Source organism: Nocardia sp. NPDC019323 (assembly GCF_044389845.1).
Lineage (GTDB): Bacteria > Actinomycetota > Actinomycetes > Mycobacteriales > Mycobacteriaceae > Nocardia > Nocardia implantans.
In genome coordinates, this window is sequence record NZ_JBIRYN010000007.1 from 170,435 (window position 1) to 187,886 (window position 17,452).

Below are 17,452 nucleotides of genomic sequence, written 5' to 3' on the forward strand. Positions count from 1 at the left end.
CCGGCCGCGGCAGTGAGAAACGTTTGGTGGGACCGACCAGAGCCCACGGGGCCCGTAGTGCGCACCTGCGAGAACCGACACCCACAAGGCCTGCTACTGCCTGATGTTGCTCTGGATCGGCGGTTGCGGTGTGTTCGCCACGGGCGCATGCCCGCAGTCGGACCACTGGACCACCAGGACACTACGAACAGGCCTCCGGTGGTCAGGGCTCGGCGGTCGCCGCCGAGGACGACATGGCCGTTTCCGTCGAAGACCTGCCAGCCTGAGGAGCCGGCCCTCGATATATCCACCGCGCACCCGGGCGTAAGATACAACTTGTGTCTAAGACGTATTCATCCGCTGAACAGGCCTATCGCGCCGTGAAGGAGCGCATCCTGTCCGGCGCGCTCGCGGGCGGAGAGCTGATCAGCGAGGGCGAGATCGCCGCCGACCTGGGCACCTCCCGCACGCCGGTGCGCGAGGCGTTCCTGCGGTTGGAGACCGAAGGGTGGATGAAGCTGTACCCGAAGCGCGGCGCTCTGGTGGTTCCGATCCCGCCCGACGAGGCCGAGCACGTCGCGCACGCGAGGTACGTGGTGGAGACGGCCGCGGTCCGCGGCGCCACCGCGAAAGACACCGGCATGCTGGTCGAAGCGTTGCGTTCCTCGATCCTGCGGCAGCGCGAACTGGCCGCCGCGGGCGATCTGGACGGCTTCGCGCTCGCCGACACCGACTTCCACCGCACCTACGTCCTGGCCGGCGGCAATCCGCTGCTGTCGGGCTTCTACGACTCGCTGCGGGAACGCCAGCGCCGGATGAACAGCGTCGCCCTGCGCCGCGGCCCGGTCGACATCACCCGGATCATCGAGCAGCACGCGCGACTGGCCGACCTGGTCGCGGCTTCCGACGTGGACGGGTTCGCCGCCGCGCTGGTCGAGCATCTTTCCGGCGTGCACCAACTGGAACTACGAGGCCGGTGATGGCGACACTCACCGTCACCGCGCCCCGAGACCTGGCCGTCCCGAGCCGATGGCGCGGCGTCGCCGCCGCGATGTTCGCGATCGCCTGGGGCGGCAACGAATTCACGCCGTTGCTGGTGATGTACAAGCACAACGGACTGGCGGCCACGACGGTCGACCTGCTGCTGTTCTATTACGTGCTCGGCATCGTGCCCGCGCTGCTGATCGGCGGCCCGCTGTCGGATCGCTACGGCCGCCGCGCCCTGCTGCGGCCTGCACCGCTCATCGCCGCGACCGGATCACTGCTGCTCGCGTTCGGGTCCGCGTCGGTGCCGCTGATGTCGATGGCACGGGTGCTGTGCGGCGTCGCGCTCGGGCTGGCGATGGCGGTCGGCGGCAGCTGGCTCAAAGAGCTGGCGCAACCTCCCCACGGCCCGCGGCTTGCCGCGGGCACGGGCGCGCGTCGCTCCGCGATGAGCCTCACCGCGGGCTTCGCCATCGGCGCTTGCTGCGCCGGTGTGCTCGCGCAGTGGGCGCCGTGGCCGAACACCTTGGCGTACCTGATCAACGTCGCGCTGTGCCTGGTCGCCGCCGTGTGGGTGCGGCGTGCGCCCGAAACCGTGCCCCGGCGACGGAATCCGGGCAGTCTCCGCGACGACCTGCGCATTCCCGCCGCAGGCCACCGCCGCTTCCGCGCGGTGGCGCTGCCTGCGGCGTTGTGGCTGTTCACCTCCGCCGCGGCGGCGTACGCGGTGCTGCCCGCGCTGATGGCGCCCCGGGTCGGCGCGGCGCCGATCGCCTTCTCCGCCATGATCTGCGTGATCACCCTCGGCTGCGGATTCGCCGTCCAGTCCGTCGCGCGCCGGATCGACCGGCCGGGCACCGCGCGGGCGGTCGCCGCCGCGCTGATCGCGGTCACGCTCGGGATGGCGCTGGCCGCGACGGCCTCCGGGCTGCTGACCCTGTGGGCGACGGTGGCCGCCGCCGTGGTGCTGGGCGCCGGATACGGCATCGGCTTGGTGGCCGGGCTGCAGGAGATCGAACGCATCGCCCGCCCGGACGATCTGGCCGGGCTGACCGCCGTGTTCTATTCGGCGAGCTACTTGGGATTCGGCGCCCCGGCCCTGCTTTCGTTCCTGCACGACACGTTCGGTCTCGGTTATCCGGCGATGTTCACCGCTGGCGCACTCGCCGCGGCCGGGTGCCTCGCTGCGGTGCTGCGCAACTATCGCGCCTGAACGGCAGCGGTCAGCCCTTCGGGGTCAGCAGTACGAGCGGGATCTCGCGCGTGGTCTTCGTCTGATAACCGGCGTAGACCGGCTGCGCGGCGGTGACCCGTGGCCACAGCGCCGCCCGCTCCTCGGCGGTGGCCACCCGCGCCGTCATCGGCAGCTTCGGGCCGTTGCGCACCGAGACGAGCACATCGGGGTTGTCGCGCAGATTCAGGAACCACGCCGGATGGACAGGGTCGCCGCCACGGGAGGCGACCACGACGTAGGTGTCGCCGTCGACGATCGGCGCCGTGAGCATCACCGCGTGCCGCCGACCCGATTTGCGGCCGGTGGTGGTGAGCTCGAGCGACGGCATGCCGGAGAAATCGTTGCCCAGCTTCCCGAAGCTGATCTTCAACAGCGCGCGATGCGCCGTATTCATGGCCTTCAGCGCGAAATTCGAGGGCATACGATCCTCACGATCGGCTCGACGGGTGGTTCGGCTCGACGACTCCCGCAGTGGGAGACCGTGAATCGGACTGTACCCGAAGCGGCGCGGCTCGCTCAGCGGGCGGACCATCCCGACCAGCGCGCGACATCGATGGCGATCACCGGGCCCGGCGGCGGCTGCCGCTCGTACTGGGAGTAGCGCACGGTCAAGTGGCGGATCGCCGCTTGCGCCTCGGCGCCTTCCGCGATGCGAGCCGTTCCGTCGGCACGGACCCACCACAGCTGCGTCCAGTCGTCGTCGTAGCGGTCCACGAGCACCGCGACGGCGGGGTTGGCCGCGATGTTGGCCAGCCTGCGCAACGCCGTGGTGATCTTCGGTTTCGCGTCCACGCTGGTGTAGACCACCTCCCCCGCCACGGCGAAGACGATGGGCACCACATGCGGGCGCAGTTGCGGCGAAACGGTTGCCAACCGCCCGACCGGACTGGTCGCGAATCGTTTGCGCGCTTCCTCGGAACGCAGCAGCAAATCCGCCTCCTCGAGATCGTTGTCCCCGCGAATCGGGGATCGAGTATGTTCCGCCCCCTATGCAACCGGACATTTGCCGTGAAATCGCGGCGATCGACTACTCCCACGCTACGGTCGAGGCAATGTGTGACCCGTCAACAGGCTAAGTCGCCAGAAGGTGGAGGCGGTCGTGGAAATCGATATCACTACCCGGCTGAACCTAGCGTTCGAGATGTGGGAGCGCGCGCACGGGCGCCCGCTCGCCGACGATACGGTCGAGACATGGGTGACCGCAGCCGGGTACGACCTGGAACCAGGTCACCTGACCAAAGTTCGGCGCGGACATCTCGCCACGCTTCCCGAACAGGCCCGCGCCGGGCTGGCCCACGTGTTCGGGCTCGACCCCAGCTATTTCGGCTTCGATCCCGGCCCCGACCGGGCCGACGACGCGGAAGTCATCGCGCACCTGGACAATTCGGCCCTGCGCCGCCTCGGGCAAGCCGTGAACGGCGTGTCGCTGCGCACCCTGCTGTATCTGGAGTCCGTCGCCGAAGTACTCCGCCAGGCCGACGGCCTGCCCCCGTGCGAGCAAACCGCGCAACTCTGATCGAACGACAGCGGCTCGGCTTCGGCCCCCGGGAAGCCCGGCGGGCCGGCCACTCCGCCCACGCGGCGCCACCGCCGCTCACGGACGCGAACACATGACGCGTCGATAATTCGAGATTCACATACCGCTTCGGTGATACGGCCGCACGTGAGCGCCCCCAGCACACCGATAGTGAATTACAGGCAAACGAGAATTCACTCATTTCGCGCTGAGCGCGCGGTCGCGCCACATTTTTCGGCCGTAGTCAGCGTAATCCGAGCATCGGCACGGCAGCGAAAAAATCCCCCGCGCCGCCTTCTCGTGAAATCCGCCCGAGTGGCGCCGCATCGCGCACGCCGCTATGCTCGGGCCGCGATATTTCGAAACTGCTTGTCGGTCTGCGTATTTGGGGTGCCGAGGCACGCGGACGAGGGCAGTTGTGCCGTTTCCTGCGGCAAGCGCGAGTGCGGAAGTACGGAATTTGTCAGAGTTGTTGAATGCGTCGGCGAGCGGGCGCGGCGAGGACGTCGTCGGACACCCGAAACCGCCGTACGCGATATTGTCGGCCTGCCTGATCGCGAGCGCCGCCATCGTGACGGCGGCGGTGTACTACGCGCCCGCCGAATTCCGGATCCCACTCGCGGCGGGCGCCACCGCCGCGGCCATCGCCCTGTGCGCCGCCACGACGGCGGCGGTCCACTTCCGACGGCAAGCGCGGCACGCCCAGCGGGACGCGGGGCAGGCCGTCCAGGACCGAGCGCGCGTCGCCGGCGGCGCGGAAGCCGAGATCGCCGCCGCGGCCGCGGCGGTCGCCGAATACGAGGCGCGCGCCAAGGACAGCGAGAGCGGTCGCGCCGCGGCCATGGCGGCTTTCGCGGGCGCGGCGGGCCGCATGCAGGCGATGACCACCAGCATGCTCGCCGAGCTGCGCGAGATGGAGCATCGCCACGGTGATCCCACCGTGCTCGCCGACCTGCTGCACCTGGATCACCGCACCGCCCAGGCGGGCAGGCTCGCCGACAGCATCGCTGTGCTCAGCGGCGCGCGATCGGGCCGCCGCTGGGCCAAACCCATTGCGATGGAATCGATTCTGCGTGGCGCGATGGGCCGCGTCGCGGGCTACCAACGGGTCCGGTTGCGCGCGATCGCCGACATCGCGGTCTCCGGTCACGCCGCGGAAGGCGTCATGCACGCGCTCGCGGAGCTGCTCGACAACGCCTGCAACTTCTCCCCGCCCACCACCGAGGTGCACGTGTACGCCGCCGAGGTGCCCGCGGGCGTGATCATCACCATCGAGGACAGCGGATTGGTGATGAGCGAGTCGGCGCTGCGCCGGGCCGAGGCGGCGGTCTCGGCCACCGGGCCGGACGCCCGCGGGGCCGGAGCCGACCTGTCCTCGCTGACCGGAACCAGACTCGGCCTGGCCGTCGTGGGCAACCTGGCGCGCAAGCACGGGCTCACCGTCTCGTTCCGGCCTTCCGCCATCGGCGGCACCGCCGTGGTCGTGGTGATCCCGCGCGACCTCACCACCCGCGCCGAGCGCCCTCACCCGTCCACCACCACCGGCACGCTGCCGGTCGCGCGAGAGCCCGCCCGCACCGCCGCGCCGGAGCACGCGTCCGCCGAGCCGCGGCCCGTGCGTCCGTCCACTGCGGAAGACGCTCCCGCCGCCACCCGGACACTTCCCAAGCGGCGTCGAGGCAGCACGCTGGCCGCCGTGCACCCCGATGGCCTCGCCGCGCCGGAGCCCGCCGCACCGACCCCTCCCGCCGCACGACCGGACTCGCTCGGCGCGTTCCAGCGCGCGGTGACCGGCTCCGCCAGCGGCAGCGCCGCCGCCACTCCCCCCGTCCCTTCCGTCTCCGTGGAGCACGAACGATGACGACCTCCGAGACCGCCCAGCTGAGCTGGCTGTTGGAACAGCTGCTCACCCGCACGCCGCGCAGCAGGCATGCCCTGCTGCTGTCCAGCGACGGGCTGAAGATCTGTCACACACCCGAACTCACCGTGGACGGCGCCGACCAGCTCGCCGCCATCGCGGCCGGCATCCAGAGCCTCTCGCACGGCGCGTCGGTGGAATTCGGCGACGGCCGGGCCGGGGTGCGCCAATCGATGACCGAGTTCTACGGCGGCATCCTGTTCATCGTCGAAGCCGGGCTGGGCGCGCACATCGCGGTCGTCGCCGCCGAGGACGCGGACGCCGGGCTGGTCGGCCACAACATGCGGGAGCTGGTGGAACAGCTCGGCGAACATCTGGCGGCCACGCCGCGCTTCCCTGGAGCGGGCGTGTCGTGAGCAGACCAGGCCGCGACGACGACCCCGATCGGCTGTACACGCTGACCGGCGGGCGGAGCAAACCGGACTCCGACACCTTCGATCTGGTCACTCTGGTGGTCAGCGAATGCGCGCCGGCGTCCGGCATGCAGTCCGAGCACGTCGCGATCCTCGAGCTGTGCCAGGCCCCTACCTCCGTCGTCGAAATCGCCGCCGAGCTGCGGATTCCGGTCGGCATCACGACCATCCTGCTGTCGGACCTGCTGCTCGCGGGCAAGATCACCGTTCGCCCGCCCCAAGCCGGTCCGCCCGGTTCGCCGTGGCACTGCCTGCCCGACACCACGACGCTCGAGAAGGTGCTCGTTGGACTTCGCAAACTCTGATCCGCGTCCCGCCCGCGCGGACGCGCCCCTGCACCCTGCGGCGACGCGGGGGCTGAAGATCGTGATCGTCGGGGGTTTCGGCGTCGGCAAGACGACGATGGTCCGCGCGGTCAGCGAGATCCGGCCGCTGGACACCGAGGCGATCATGACCGACGAGGGGCTCGGGATCGACGATCCCAGTGGCGCGCCCGGCAAATCGACCACGACCGTCGCCTTCGACTTCGGGCGCATCACCATCGATGACGAGCACGTGCTCTACCTGTTCGGCGCGCCGGGGCAGGAGCGGTTCCGGTTTCTCTGGGATCGGCTGTTCACCGGCGCGCTCGGCGCGATCGTGCTGGTCGACCCGGACCGGATCGCGGACTCCTGGTACGCGGTGGACCGGCTGGAACACCAGCGGACGCCGTTCGTCGTCGCCTGCAACGACTTCGGCGACGGCCACCGCCCCGACCCGGTCCGCGACGCGCTCGACCTGGATCCGCACGTGCCGGTGATCGACTGCGACGCCCGCTCGCGCGAGTCCGGCAAGGGCGTGCTGATCGCCCTGGTCGAACACCTCTATTCCCGCGCGCCGTCCCCGGCCGCCCTGCTCCCCACTCCGGAGGCCGCGTCATGACCACGCCCGCGCCGAGCTCCACCGACAGCTGCCCTGTCCACACCGCGCCGGTCACGTTGAGCGGTCCGCGTTTTCACACCGACCCGCATCAGCTCTATCACGAGATGCGCCGGGAGCACGGCGCGGTGGTCGCCGTGGAGTTGCCGGGCGGCGTTCCCGCGTGGCTGGTCATCGGCTACCGCGAACTGCATCAGGTGACCAGCGATCCCGAGTTGTTCCCCCGCGATGTGGGGCGGTGGAACCAGTGGCCGAACATCCCTCCGGACTGGCCCTTGCTGCCGATGGTCGGGCAGCCGACGCCGTCGATCTATTTCACCGCGGGCGCGGAGCACCGCAGGCACCTGGCGATGGTGGAACCCGCGCTGGAGAGGATCGACACCTTCGCATTGCGCCGTGCGTGCGAGGAGCTGGCCGACCGCCTGATCGACGCGTTCTGTGGGCGGGGGGAAGCCGAGCTGGTCGCCGATTTCGCCGAGCCGCTGCCGGTGCTGGCCCTGGCGCGCGTCCTCGGCTTCCCCGACGAGGACGGCCCGCGGCTGGCGTGGACGATGAAGACCCTCGCCGACGGCGGCGCCGACGCCCAGGCCGCGCATCAGCAGTTCGGCGAGCACATGGGGCGCCTGCTCGCGACCAAGAAGGTCGCGCGGGGCGCGGACCTGGTGTCCTGGATGCTGGCGCATCCCGGTCCGTTCACCGACGAGGAATACGTCCTGGATCTGATGGCGATCACCGCAGCCGGATATCTGCCCACGGCCGACTGGATCGGGAACTCGGTGCGGCTGATGCTCACCGACGACCGGTTCGCCGCCGCGCTCGGCGGCGGGCGCCACAGCGTGGGCCAGGCGATGAACGAAGTGCTGTGGGAGGACACGCCGACCCAGATCCTCGCCGGGCGATGGGCCGCGCGGGACACCCGGCTCGGTGACAAGGTCATCCGGGCCGGAGACATGCTGCTACTCGGCCTGGCCGCGGCCAACGCCGATCCCCATGTGCGACAGCATGTCTCCGACGGCGCGGACCCCGCGCACACCGGCAACAGCGCGCACTTCGCGTTCAGCTACGGCGAATACCGCTGCCCGTTTCCCGCGCAGGAGATCGCCGAGGTCATCGCGCGCACCGGCATCGAGGTCCTGCTCGACCGGCTGCCCGACCTCGATCTGGCGGTGCCGGCCCAGAACCTGGTCCGGCGGCCGTCGGCCTTCCTGCGCGGCATGACGTCCCTGCCCGTCCGCTTCACACCCGTTCGCGCCGTCGGAGGTACCCCGTGACCAGAGAATGCCCGCACGCAGCAGCCCTTGTCATCGATCCGATGGTCGGTGACCTCGCCGGAGAGACCAGCAGGCTGCGCGCCGCAGGCCCGCTCACCCGGATCGAGCTGCTCGGCGTGCCCGCCTGGACCGTCACCCACCACGCGCTGGCCAGGCAGCTGCTCGTGGACACCAGGCTGGTCAAGGACATCGACGCGTGGGCGCTGTGGCGGTCCGGCGCGGTGACCAGGCAGTGGCCGCTGATCGGCATGATCGACGCGGGCCGCTCCATGTTCACCGTCGACGGTCCCGAGCACCGCAGGCTGCGGATCAAGACCACCCAGGCGCTGACCAAGCGCAGGCTCGACGCGCTGCGTCCGGCGATCGAGCGCATGACCGCCGAACTGCTCGACGACCTCGCCGCGGCCGGGCGCGACGGGGCGGCGGTCGACCTCAAGTCGGTGTTCGCCTATCCGCTGCCGATGCGGGTCATCAGTGAGCTCATGGGCGTGGACCGTGCCGACCACCCGATGCTGCTCGACTGGTACAAGGCGTTCTTCTCACTGCTGACACCGCAGGACGAGCGATTGCGGGTGATCGACGAGCTGGACGTGTACTTCACCGACCTGGTGCGCAAGAAGACCGCTGACCCGACCGACGACTTGACCAGCGCCTTCATCGTCGGCGGCGACGACATCGAGCCGCTGACCGAAGAGGAAGTGGTCGGCAACCTGAAGGCGCTGGTGGCCGCCGGGCACGAAACCACGATCGGTCTCATCCTCAACGCCGTGCGCGCCCTGCTCCAGCGGCCGCAGCAGTTGCACGCCGTCCGCGCCGGGGACCGCACCTGGGCGGACGCGGTGGAGGAGACCCTGCGCTGGGACAGCCCGGTGACCCATCTGCTGATGCGTTTCGCCACCGAGGACATCGCCGTCGGCGACACCGTCATCGAGAAAGGCGAAGGCGTGGTCATGTCCTACCGCGCGATCGGCCGGGATCTCGCCGTGCACGGTGAGGACGCCGACGACTTCGACGTCTCCCGCCCGACGGCCAACCGGCACTTGGCTTTCGGCTACGGCCCGCACATCTGCCCCGGCGCGGCGCTGGCCCGGCTGGAAGCGGGCATCGCGCTGCCCGCCTTGTTCGCCCGCTTCCCCGGCCTGCGCTTCGCCGTGCCGGTCGAACAGATCCGCAACCTGCCGGTGCTCACCCAGAACGATCTCGAGGCGTTCCCGGTGTATCTGGGGAACTGATCCGGCGCATCGGTTGTTACCGTGCCCATGGCCAGTGATTCCCCGGCGCCGCACCGGCGCGCGCAGCTGCGCGACTTCCTCCGCACCCGCAGAGCCCGGCTCACACCGCGAGACGTCGGCCTGCCGACCGTGGGCAAACGGCGGACACCCGGCCTGCGGCGGGAGGAGGTCGCGCTGCTCGCCGGAGTCGGCGTCTCCTGGTACACCTGGCTGGAGCAGGGACGCGACATCACGGTGTCGGCGGAGGTGCTGGACGCGGTCGGCGCGGCGCTGCGCCTGTCCGGCCCGGAACGACGGCATCTGTATCTGCTCGCCGGTCTCAACCCGCCGCCCCTGGGCCCCGGCCGTGACGCCGAGGTCACCCCGCAGTTGCGCCGACTGCTCGACGCGTGGGGAGCGCGGCCCGCCGTGCTGCGTGACCGTTACTGGAATCTGCTCGCGGTCAACGACACGGCGCGCACCGTCTTCGGATTCACCGCCGCCGACCACAACTGCCTGGTCTCCTTCTTCCGCAACCCCCGGTATCGCGGTATGCACGTGGCGTGGGCCGCGATCGCGCCCGCCGTCGTGGCCGCCTTCCGCGCCGACGCCGCCTACGCTCCCGACGATCCCGAATTCGGCCGGGTGGTCGGCGAACTCAGTGCCGCCAGTCCCGAATTCGCCGGCTTGTGGGCCCGCCACGACGTGGACGCCGCCGTCCAAGCCGTGAAGGCGGTACGCCATCCCGACGCCGGCGACCTGGTGTTCGACACGACCACCCTCGCGGTGGCCGGCCACCCCGGCTGGTTCCTGGTGCTCTACAACCCGCAGCCGGAAAGCGCGGAGCGGGTGGAGGACCTGATGCGCGTCGCGCTCACCGCCCCGGCGTGACCGCAGCCTGGTGGCGCCAGACCTAGGTCGACTGGACACTGTTCGCCCGCGCCGACCTTCGGCACGCTGACTCTCATGACGCACAACAACTCCCGATTCGACGGCAAGGTCGCACTCGTCACCGGCGGCTCCAGCGGCATGGGGCTGGCCACCGCGCGACGGCTGCTCGCCGAAGGCGCACAGGTGGTCATCACCGGCCGGGACAGGGCCCGGCTGGACGCCGCGGTCGACGCGCTGCACGGAGGGGAACGGGTGCTCGCGATCCAGGCCGACGCGGCGCGCCTCGCCGATCTCGACGCGCTCACCGCCGCCGTCCGCGACCGGCACGGCCGATTGGACGTCGTGTTCGCCAACGCGGGCGTCGCGTCCTTCCAGCCGAACGCCGAGATCACCGAGGACGAGTTCGCGCGCGTCGTGGACATCAACTTCAAGGGTGTGTTCTTCACCGTCCAGAAGGCGCTGCCGCTGCTGTCCGAGCACGCGGCGATCGTCATCAACGCGTCGTGGACCCTGCACCGCGGCCTGCCCGGCGCGTCGCTGTACGCGGCCACCAAGGCGGCCGTGCACAACCTGGCGCGCAGCCTCGCCGCGGAATTGGGGCCCAAGGGGATCCGGGTGAACTCGGTGAGCCCCGGTTATATCGAGACTCCGATGTTCCACGACAACGTCAGCCCCGACGCGCACACCGCCGTGCTCGCCGAAGTGGCCAGCCGCCGGCTCGGCACCGCCGAGGACGTGGCCGACGCCGTGGCGTTCCTCGCGTCCGCCGAGGCGTCCTACGTCAACGGGCAGGACCTGATCATCGACGGCGGTTTGGTCGCGGCCATTTCCCGGGAGATGATCTGACCGGCGCGTACCGCGTCATGCGCGGGAACCCGTTTCCCGGCGCACGGATTCGATGATCGCTTCGCCGATGGGCCGCCAACGCACACCGAGTTCGGCCAGTGTGCGGGAGTCGTCGGTCGGTGTGGCGGTGGTCAGCAACCAGGCGGCCTCGTAGCTGAGGCCCGCGCTGATCGGGAGGAAGCGGGCGGCGGCGTCGGTGAGCCGTCCGAGTCCGAGCAGCGCGGCCTTCGGCACCGGGATCCGGCGGATGCGTTGTCCGGCAGCGCTTTCCAAGATGTCCACAATTTCGTCGAACGCCACCAGGTGACCGCCGCACAAATAGCGCCTCGGGCCGAGACCGGGGCGCATGACGGCGGCGTGCACGGCGGCCACGTCCCGGACGTCGATCATCTGCATCCCGCCCCGGATTCGCGGAGCGACGCGGGCCCGCAGTATGGCGCCCCAGCCGTCGGAGGTGATGCCTGCCTGCGTCCCGAGACCGGGCCCGACGACACTGGACGGATAGGTGATCACGACCGGGGCGCCGGTGGCCTGCAACGCACGCGCGATCCGGTCGGCGGCGGACTTGGTGCGGCCGTAGGCGCTGCGCCCCGGCGCGGTCGGGCTGTCCGGCGTGATGACCGGATCGGGGCTGGGAAACAGCGCGCTGTAGCTGGCGACGTGCACGATCGGGTCGAGTCCGAGCGCCGTCGCGCGGGCGAGCACGGTCGCCGTGGCGTCCGCGTTGACCTCCCACATCAACTGCTCGCGGCGGTTGTCGGTGCCGACGACGCCCGCCGCGTGCAGGACGGCGTCGCATCCGACGAGCAACTTCTCCACCGTCCGCGGGTCCCTGATGTCGCCCGGCAGCACCGACAGCGCCTCGGGCGTGGCGTCGAACATGCCGACGACCTCCGCGACGGACTCGCTCGGATGAACGAGCAGGACGACCTGATGCCCGTCCCGCAACAGCGCGGAGACGGTGTGCGCGCCGAGATAGCCGGTGCCGCCGGTGACCGCGATTCGCATACCGGCTATCCCTCGTCGCGTCCGGTCGTCGGCGTCCAGGCGCTCGCCGCCGTGCCGGTCTCAGCCGGTATGTGTCCACCCATTTCGATCCTTCGTCAGCATGGTTCCGCCGTCCGATCCACCGCCCATGCCCGCCGCACACGCGAGAATGGCCGCACATCGGAAGCATCGGCACAAATTCGATGCCAGTGGCATCGTAATGGAAGTCAGGGAGCGGCATGGGCGAAACGGCGCAGGACCCGCCTGCGGCGAGCAGGAGCGCGGGCAGGCCCAGGGACGAGTCGGTCGAACAGCGGGTGCTGGCGACCGTCCGGGAGATGCTGGTCGAAGTGGGGTGGGACGAGTTGAGCGTGCGGGCGGTGGCCGCGCGCGCCGGCGTCGGCCGGGCGTCGATCGCTCGCCGCTGGCAATCGAAGGCCGAATTGGTGCTGCACGCCGTGCTGGGTGAGACACCGGATCTGGGCCCGTTCGAGGGCGCCGACCAGCAGGGGTGGATCGAGTGGGTGCTGCGCGGCAGCCGGGAACTGTTCGCCCGCGACGACGTTCGCGCCGCCGTCCCGGGGCTGTTGACCGCACTCGACCGCGATCGGCAATTGCGCGACCGGCTGTGGGCGGGATTCAGCACCCCGGCCGCCGCGCTGTTCGCCGCGGGCGACACCGAATCGCGTGCGCGGTCCGAGCTGGACGCCAGGGCCGTCATCGCGCTGGCGGCCGGTGCGGCGCTGTTCCTGGAATTCGTCGCCGACGGCGACGACACCGCGCAGATCCACCGGCGCATCGGCGAACTGCTGCACCGCGCCGTGCCGGAGCGCTGAGCCGCCCGATTCCGGTTGGCGTCGGGTTCGCGCCGCTCAGTACAGTGGGCCGGTGATTCGCACCGCCGCGCTGGCCCACGTCCGGGATCGCCGCCTGCTGCAGGCGCGCTCGGTGGGCAAGGACGTCTTCTACATGGCAGGCGGCAAGATCGACCCCGGCGAGACACCCGAAGCGGCGCTGCACCGCGAGGTGCGCGAAGAACTCGGCGTCGGCGTCGTCGCCTACGACGAACTCGGGGTGTTCCAGGCGGAGGCGTACGGGCACTCCCCCGGCACCCGGTTGCACATGACCTGCTTCACCGCGGAACTCGACGGCGAGCCGCGTCCCACCAGCGAGATCGCCGAGTTGCGCTACTTCACGGTGAGCGAGTACGCCGCCATGGATCACGTGGCCCCCGGCTCGATGATGGTCTTCCGCCGACTGCACGAACTCGGCGCGGTCGACTGGTAGGCGGCGTGCGAGCCCGCCGTTGCGCGCCGGCCCACCTGCTCGGTGATTTCCGGACCGAGCGCGGTTGCCGCTTGTTCCGGCTCTTCGGCTTTCGAGTGGATTCCCCGGCGTGCGCTAAGGTGCGAACCCGTGTCCAAGCTGAAGCGGCGAGTAGTCGAAGCTGCGGAAGCGTCGCTCGTGCAACGCAAGTACGTGTCGGCGGTCGATGTGTTCACCGTGCTGGGCTGGGTGCGGTCCGGTCAGGTCGATCGCTGGCGGCAAGGGCAGGTGCGGTCGCTGGAGCAGCTCACGGCAGTCGATGGGCGGCGGTTACGGGAGGCGGCGGACCTACTGGGCGAGTGGGCCCGCGAACACGGGCTCAGCGCGAGCACCGCGGCGTATCTGTCGGGTGGGCGCGATCGCGAGGCGCTGCGTTTCGTCGACCACGGCGAAGACGAGGTGTTCCGAGTGCACTGGCTCTCGGCGGACCTCAGCCCGGCGCGGCGCGAACAGGTCGTCCAACGCCAGAACCGCGCCCCTGATCTCACCGTGATCGAGGCCGCGGAGTCGTGGACGTGCGCCGAATGCGCCGAGACCGGCCCGTATCTGATCACCTCCGCGGCCGGTCCTCTATGTCTTACCTGCTCGGACCTCGACCATCTGGAGTTCCTGCCCGCCGGGAACGCGGCGCTGAGCCGGCGAGCCAAGAAGAAGAGCACCCTCGCCGCCGTGGTGGTCCGCTTCAACCGGCGGCGCAAGCGCTACGAGCGGCTGGGCATCCTCGTGGAAGAGGCCGCCCTCGCCCGCGCGGAACAGCAATGCCTCGCCGACGAAGAGGCCCGCGCGCGCCGCCGCGATCGCGACCGCGTCCGCCGCGCCGTGGAGGACGACGAATACCGCGCCCGCATGTCCGCCGAGATCCGGCGGCTGTTCCCCGGCTGCCCCGCCGACCGTGCCGCCGAGATCGCCGAACACGCCGCCGCCCGGGGCAGCGGCCGCGTAGGCCGCACCGCCGCCGCCAAACTCCTGTCCCCCGAAGCCCTCACCCTGGCCGTCATAGCCTCCATCCGCCACCGCGACACCGATTACGACAACCTGCTCATGACCGGCGTCCCTCGCCCGGAGGCCAGAACCCGTATCCGGCCCACCGTCGACCGCGTCCTCGACAGCTGGCGCGACGGAAGACGTTGCAATATCGTTGCCGTTCCCGAGTCGCCGTGATCAGGTCATCCTTCGGCCCCGTCTCCCGCCGCCGCGGGCGAGCGGCGGGCGTGCTCGGCCACCCAGACGCCCACGCCGATCGCTCCGGCGACCGGCCACGACACCAATCCGGTGACCGCCGCCGCGCCGAGCCCGCCGAAATAGAGCAACGACTCACGGTCCGGCACCCGGTCGCGCACCGCCGTGGTGGCCGAGGAGACTCCGGTGGCCACGGTGCGCGGCCCTGGTAGCAGCGGCACTCGCGCCATCCGCATCCCGAGCGTCGGGATCGGGACGCGCAACCCGCCGCGCTCGGTGGTCGCGGCGTCGGAGCCGGCCGGCGATCCGGTCTCGGTGGACGGCGCGGAACGTGCCGTCTCCGGTGCTTCGGAACCGGACTGGCGGACCTTCTCGGTGGCTGTCTTGGACATGACCGCTCCTTCCTCGCCCTGCGCCTCGTCGCTGTGTATGTGATCCAGCCAAGCCGTGCTCGCCCCGCACCGCAACCCCTGGTAGGCATGCTTTTCATCGCGAAGTGACAAACGAACGGGTCCGGCGCGGGTGTGCGGACTCCGCCGCGGAGGAAGAGCTGTGCGGGTTGGTTGCCAGCCATCACGATACATTGCGCGAGCGCGATGAAAACCCTCAGTTTTAACTGATGCCAAAAGGTTTTTCGCGCATTCATGACTCAGCCCGGCGTGTTGCTGATAGTTTGCCGACGAAGGCACTTTGAGGCAGACCACTGTTCGGCGAATACGGCGAACTACCCCTGGAGGTCAAGGTCGTGACTCGTCCGTTTCTTCGATTCCTCGGCAGAAAAACCATCGGTTCCGTCCGCGCCATCGGCGCGTGCGGCGGAATGGCACTCACTCTCCTGATCGGGACGGCGGCGGCCGCGGAACCGCTGTATCCGTATCCCGACCCGGACCCGTTCTACGCCCCCCCGGCGGACGTGGGCGCACACCAGCCCGGCGATGTGCTCGACACGCGGATGCTGCCCCCGCTCGCGCTCTTCCCCGGCACCACCGTCCGGCTCGTCGAGTTCCGCTCCACGAACTCGCATGGCGCGCCGATCTCGGCGACGACGACGATCCTCACCCCGCTGGGCCATCGTCCCGACATGCCGCTGCTGTCGTATCAGCACTTCATCAACTCGCTCGGCACGCACTGCGCGGTATCGCACCTGCTCTACTCCAACGATCTGAACCTGTCGGCTTCGACAGGGATGTTGAACGTCCTGCTGGCGCAGGGCTGGAGTATCGCGCTGCCGGATCATCTCGGTCCGCAGTTCGCGCTCGGCGCCGGACGTCTGGGCGGCCAGATCACGCTGGACGGAATCCGCGCGGCGAAGCGGCTCCCCGAACTCGGCCTGCAGAACAGCCCGATCGCGCTGACCGGTTACTCCGGCGGTGGCCTCGCCACGGCATGGGCGGCCGCGCTGCAGCCGACCTACGCGCCGGAACTGCGGCTCGCGGGCGCGGCCATCGGCGGCGCCCCGATGAACCTGGTGACGATGGCCAAGGCGCTGGGATTCGAACCGCATCCGGCGTTCGGCCTGGCCATGGCGACGGCGATCGGGCTGGAACGGGAATACCCGGACCGCGTGCCGACCAGCCAGTCGCTGAACGAGCGCGGCCTCGCGCTGCGTGACGAGATGGCCAACAGCTGCACCAACGAAATTCTCGCCGCGGGCATGAACGGCAACGCGCGCGACTACGTGACCTCCGCGTCGGTCTTCGACACCACGCCCGGCGCGTGGTCGGTGGTCGAGGAGAACAGCGTGGAGCTCTACCCGAACGCCCCGCAAACACCGATCTTCGAATGGCATTCGCCGAGCGACCCGCTGATTCCGATCGATGCCATCGACAACACCAACCGCCATTGGTGCTCGGCCGGGGTGCCCGTGCAGACACTGCGCGTGCCCGACGCGGAGCATCTGACCGCGGCGGTCCTCGGCGCGCCCTCGGTGCTGCCGTGGCTGCAGAGCCGGGTGCGCGGCGAGCCCGCGCCCAGCACCTGCTGACGCGAGCCTGCCGTCGGTTCGCCGCCTCCGGGGCGGTGGTCGCGGGTGACGGGCCCGGCGCGCGAGCCGGGCCCGATCCGGATTGCGCGCAGATTCCCGGGGTAGACCGCAGACACAGGAGGTGATGACATGCCGAAGGCTTGGACCGACAAGCAGGAACGCCAGTACGAGCACATCAAGGATTCGGCGAAATCCCGGGGCGCGAGCACCGGACGCGCGAAGGAGATGGCCGCACGCACGGTCAACAAGAACCGTGCGCAGTCCGGGCAGTCCAAGACCGCGAGCAAGACGTCGACCGACGACAAGTCTCCGCAGCAGCGCGGCGGGCAGCGTTCGCACAGCGGCGCCCAGGGCCCGACGCGGGACCAGCTGTACAACGAGGCCAAGAAGCGCAATGTCGAAGGCCGCTCGAAGATGACGAAGAAGGAGCTGGCGCACGCGCTCGGACGGGACTGAGCCCGGCGCGCAGCTCGGCGACGAAGAAGCGAAAGGAGTGGAGATGACCAAGCAGCAGGAAGAAACGGGCACCATCACCGGCACCAGGGACAAGGACTACAACCTGATCTGGTTCGTCGAGGCGTCCCTCGAGAACGCGCTGCGTCTGGACACGTTCATCCAGGACGCGGAACGTGCCGGGGACACCGAGCTGGTGGAGTTCTTCCGCAAGGCGCAGGCCGACAGCCGCAAGGGCGGCCGGATGGGTAAGGAACTCCTGGCCAACCGTCTCGCGCAATCGAATATGTGACGTTTTCCGATGAGCCTGCGGGCCGGAGCCGAATGGGCTCCGGCCCGCCG

General features: G+C 70.2%; 21 protein-coding genes. 17 read left to right on the forward strand and 4 right to left on the reverse strand.

Annotation, left to right across the window (positions count from 1 at the left end; genetic code table 11):
* Nucleotides 1-317: 317 nt before the first annotated feature.
* Together ACH49X_RS24880 and ACH49X_RS24885 are read left to right on the forward strand one after the other, a co-directional pair.
* A complete protein-coding gene (locus tag ACH49X_RS24880; protein WP_195081640.1) occupies nucleotides 318-959 on the forward strand; it encodes a GntR family transcriptional regulator in 642 nt (213 codons plus the stop codon).
* Entirely contained in the window at nucleotides 959-2,176 is a 1,218-nt protein-coding gene (locus ACH49X_RS24885; RefSeq protein ID WP_357206361.1) for an MFS transporter, read from the forward strand. Before ACH49X_RS24880 ends, ACH49X_RS24885 begins: the two co-directional genes overlap by 1 nt.
* A 10-nt stretch (nucleotides 2,177-2,186) precedes the next feature.
* Here ACH49X_RS24885 and ACH49X_RS24890 read toward each other — a convergent pair whose 3' ends face one another.
* Together ACH49X_RS24890 and ACH49X_RS24895 are read right to left on the reverse strand one after the other, a co-directional pair.
* A complete protein-coding gene (locus ACH49X_RS24890; protein ID WP_357206363.1) occupies nucleotides 2,187-2,618 on the reverse strand; it encodes a nitroreductase/quinone reductase family protein in 432 nt (143 codons plus the stop codon).
* Between the two features lie 95 nt (nucleotides 2,619-2,713).
* Nucleotides 2,714-3,121, reverse strand: coding sequence for a TIGR03668 family PPOX class F420-dependent oxidoreductase (locus tag ACH49X_RS24895; protein ID WP_195081795.1), 408 nt, complete (start codon nucleotides 3,119-3,121; stop codon nucleotides 2,714-2,716).
* Nucleotides 3,122-3,296: 175 nt separating this feature from the next.
* Between ACH49X_RS24895 and ACH49X_RS24900 the strand changes: the two genes are divergently transcribed.
* From ACH49X_RS24900 to ACH49X_RS24940, 9 genes are all read left to right on the forward strand, one after another.
* Nucleotides 3,297-3,713, forward strand: coding sequence for a hypothetical protein (locus ACH49X_RS24900; protein ID WP_357106310.1), 417 nt, complete (start codon nucleotides 3,297-3,299; stop codon nucleotides 3,711-3,713).
* A gap of 460 nt (nucleotides 3,714-4,173) precedes the next feature.
* Nucleotides 4,174-5,574 carry an ATP-binding protein gene (locus ACH49X_RS24905; protein WP_357206365.1) on the forward strand — a complete coding sequence of 467 codons (1,401 nt, stop codon included), beginning with the start codon at nucleotides 4,174-4,176 and terminating at the stop codon, nucleotides 5,572-5,574.
* Nucleotides 5,571-5,987 carry a roadblock/LC7 domain-containing protein gene (locus ACH49X_RS24910; protein WP_195081635.1) on the forward strand — a complete coding sequence of 139 codons (417 nt, stop codon included), beginning with the start codon at nucleotides 5,571-5,573 and terminating at the stop codon, nucleotides 5,985-5,987. Before ACH49X_RS24905 ends, ACH49X_RS24910 begins: the two co-directional genes overlap by 4 nt.
* On the forward strand, nucleotides 5,984-6,349 hold the full coding sequence (locus tag ACH49X_RS24915; protein ID WP_195081634.1) for a DUF742 domain-containing protein: 366 nt from the start codon (nucleotides 5,984-5,986) through the stop codon (nucleotides 6,347-6,349). The genes ACH49X_RS24910 and ACH49X_RS24915 overlap by 4 nt, the downstream gene beginning before the upstream one ends.
* The gene (locus ACH49X_RS24920) at nucleotides 6,330-6,965 is read left to right on the forward strand and encodes a GTP-binding protein (protein ID WP_397070973.1); all 636 of its coding nucleotides are present in this window, start codon (nucleotides 6,330-6,332) and stop codon (nucleotides 6,963-6,965) included. The genes ACH49X_RS24915 and ACH49X_RS24920 overlap by 20 nt, the downstream gene beginning before the upstream one ends.
* On the forward strand, nucleotides 6,962-8,233 hold the full coding sequence (locus ACH49X_RS24925) for a cytochrome P450 (RefSeq protein ID WP_357206367.1): 1,272 nt from the start codon (nucleotides 6,962-6,964) through the stop codon (nucleotides 8,231-8,233). The genes ACH49X_RS24920 and ACH49X_RS24925 overlap by 4 nt, the downstream gene beginning before the upstream one ends.
* Entirely contained in the window at nucleotides 8,230-9,465 is a 1,236-nt protein-coding gene (locus ACH49X_RS24930; protein WP_357206369.1) for a cytochrome P450, read from the forward strand. The genes ACH49X_RS24925 and ACH49X_RS24930 overlap by 4 nt, the downstream gene beginning before the upstream one ends.
* Nucleotides 9,466-9,492: 27 nt before the next feature.
* Entirely contained in the window at nucleotides 9,493-10,335 is an 843-nt protein-coding gene (locus ACH49X_RS24935) for a helix-turn-helix transcriptional regulator (protein WP_357206371.1), read from the forward strand.
* Nucleotides 10,336-10,410: 75 nt separating this feature from the next.
* The gene (locus ACH49X_RS24940; RefSeq protein ID WP_195081630.1) at nucleotides 10,411-11,181 is read left to right on the forward strand and encodes an SDR family NAD(P)-dependent oxidoreductase; all 771 of its coding nucleotides are present in this window, start codon (nucleotides 10,411-10,413) and stop codon (nucleotides 11,179-11,181) included.
* Nucleotides 11,182-11,196: 15 nt separating this feature from the next.
* On the opposite strand, the gene ACH49X_RS24945 is transcribed toward ACH49X_RS24940, so the two are convergent.
* Nucleotides 11,197-12,189, reverse strand: a complete 993-nt coding sequence (locus ACH49X_RS24945) for an NAD-dependent epimerase/dehydratase family protein (RefSeq protein ID WP_357106296.1) — start codon at nucleotides 12,187-12,189, stop codon at nucleotides 11,197-11,199.
* A 218-nt stretch (nucleotides 12,190-12,407) separates the two neighbouring features.
* On the opposite strand from ACH49X_RS24945, the gene ACH49X_RS24950 reads away from it, so the two are divergent.
* The 3 genes from ACH49X_RS24950 to ACH49X_RS24960 all read left to right on the forward strand — a co-directional run bounded on the left by ACH49X_RS24950 (nucleotide 12,408) and on the right by ACH49X_RS24960 (nucleotide 14,655).
* On the forward strand, nucleotides 12,408-13,004 hold the full coding sequence (locus tag ACH49X_RS24950) for a TetR/AcrR family transcriptional regulator (protein WP_195081628.1): 597 nt from the start codon (nucleotides 12,408-12,410) through the stop codon (nucleotides 13,002-13,004).
* 52 nt (nucleotides 13,005-13,056) lie between these two features.
* Nucleotides 13,057-13,455, forward strand: a complete 399-nt coding sequence (locus tag ACH49X_RS24955; RefSeq protein ID WP_195081627.1) for an NUDIX domain-containing protein — start codon at nucleotides 13,057-13,059, stop codon at nucleotides 13,453-13,455.
* A gap of 129 nt (nucleotides 13,456-13,584) precedes the next feature.
* Nucleotides 13,585-14,655 carry a DUF2293 domain-containing protein gene (locus ACH49X_RS24960; RefSeq protein WP_195081626.1) on the forward strand — a complete coding sequence of 357 codons (1,071 nt, stop codon included), beginning with the start codon at nucleotides 13,585-13,587 and terminating at the stop codon, nucleotides 14,653-14,655.
* Between the two features lie 5 nt (nucleotides 14,656-14,660).
* Here ACH49X_RS24960 and ACH49X_RS24965 read toward each other — a convergent pair whose 3' ends face one another.
* The gene (locus ACH49X_RS24965; RefSeq protein ID WP_195081625.1) at nucleotides 14,661-15,065 is read right to left on the reverse strand and encodes a hypothetical protein; all 405 of its coding nucleotides are present in this window, start codon (nucleotides 15,063-15,065) and stop codon (nucleotides 14,661-14,663) included.
* A gap of 428 nt (nucleotides 15,066-15,493) precedes the next feature.
* Between ACH49X_RS24965 and ACH49X_RS24970 the strand changes: the two genes are divergently transcribed.
* From ACH49X_RS24970 to ACH49X_RS24980, 3 genes are all read left to right on the forward strand, one after another.
* Nucleotides 15,494-16,657, forward strand: a complete 1,164-nt coding sequence (locus ACH49X_RS24970; RefSeq protein WP_357106289.1) for a lipase family protein — start codon at nucleotides 15,494-15,496, stop codon at nucleotides 16,655-16,657.
* Between the two features lie 129 nt (nucleotides 16,658-16,786).
* A complete protein-coding gene (locus ACH49X_RS24975) occupies nucleotides 16,787-17,113 on the forward strand; it encodes a plasmid stabilization protein (RefSeq protein WP_067809656.1) in 327 nt (108 codons plus the stop codon).
* A gap of 43 nt (nucleotides 17,114-17,156) precedes the next feature.
* On the forward strand, nucleotides 17,157-17,402 hold the full coding sequence (locus tag ACH49X_RS24980; protein WP_067809689.1) for a hypothetical protein: 246 nt from the start codon (nucleotides 17,157-17,159) through the stop codon (nucleotides 17,400-17,402).
* The last annotated feature ends 50 nt before the right edge of the window (nucleotides 17,403-17,452 follow it).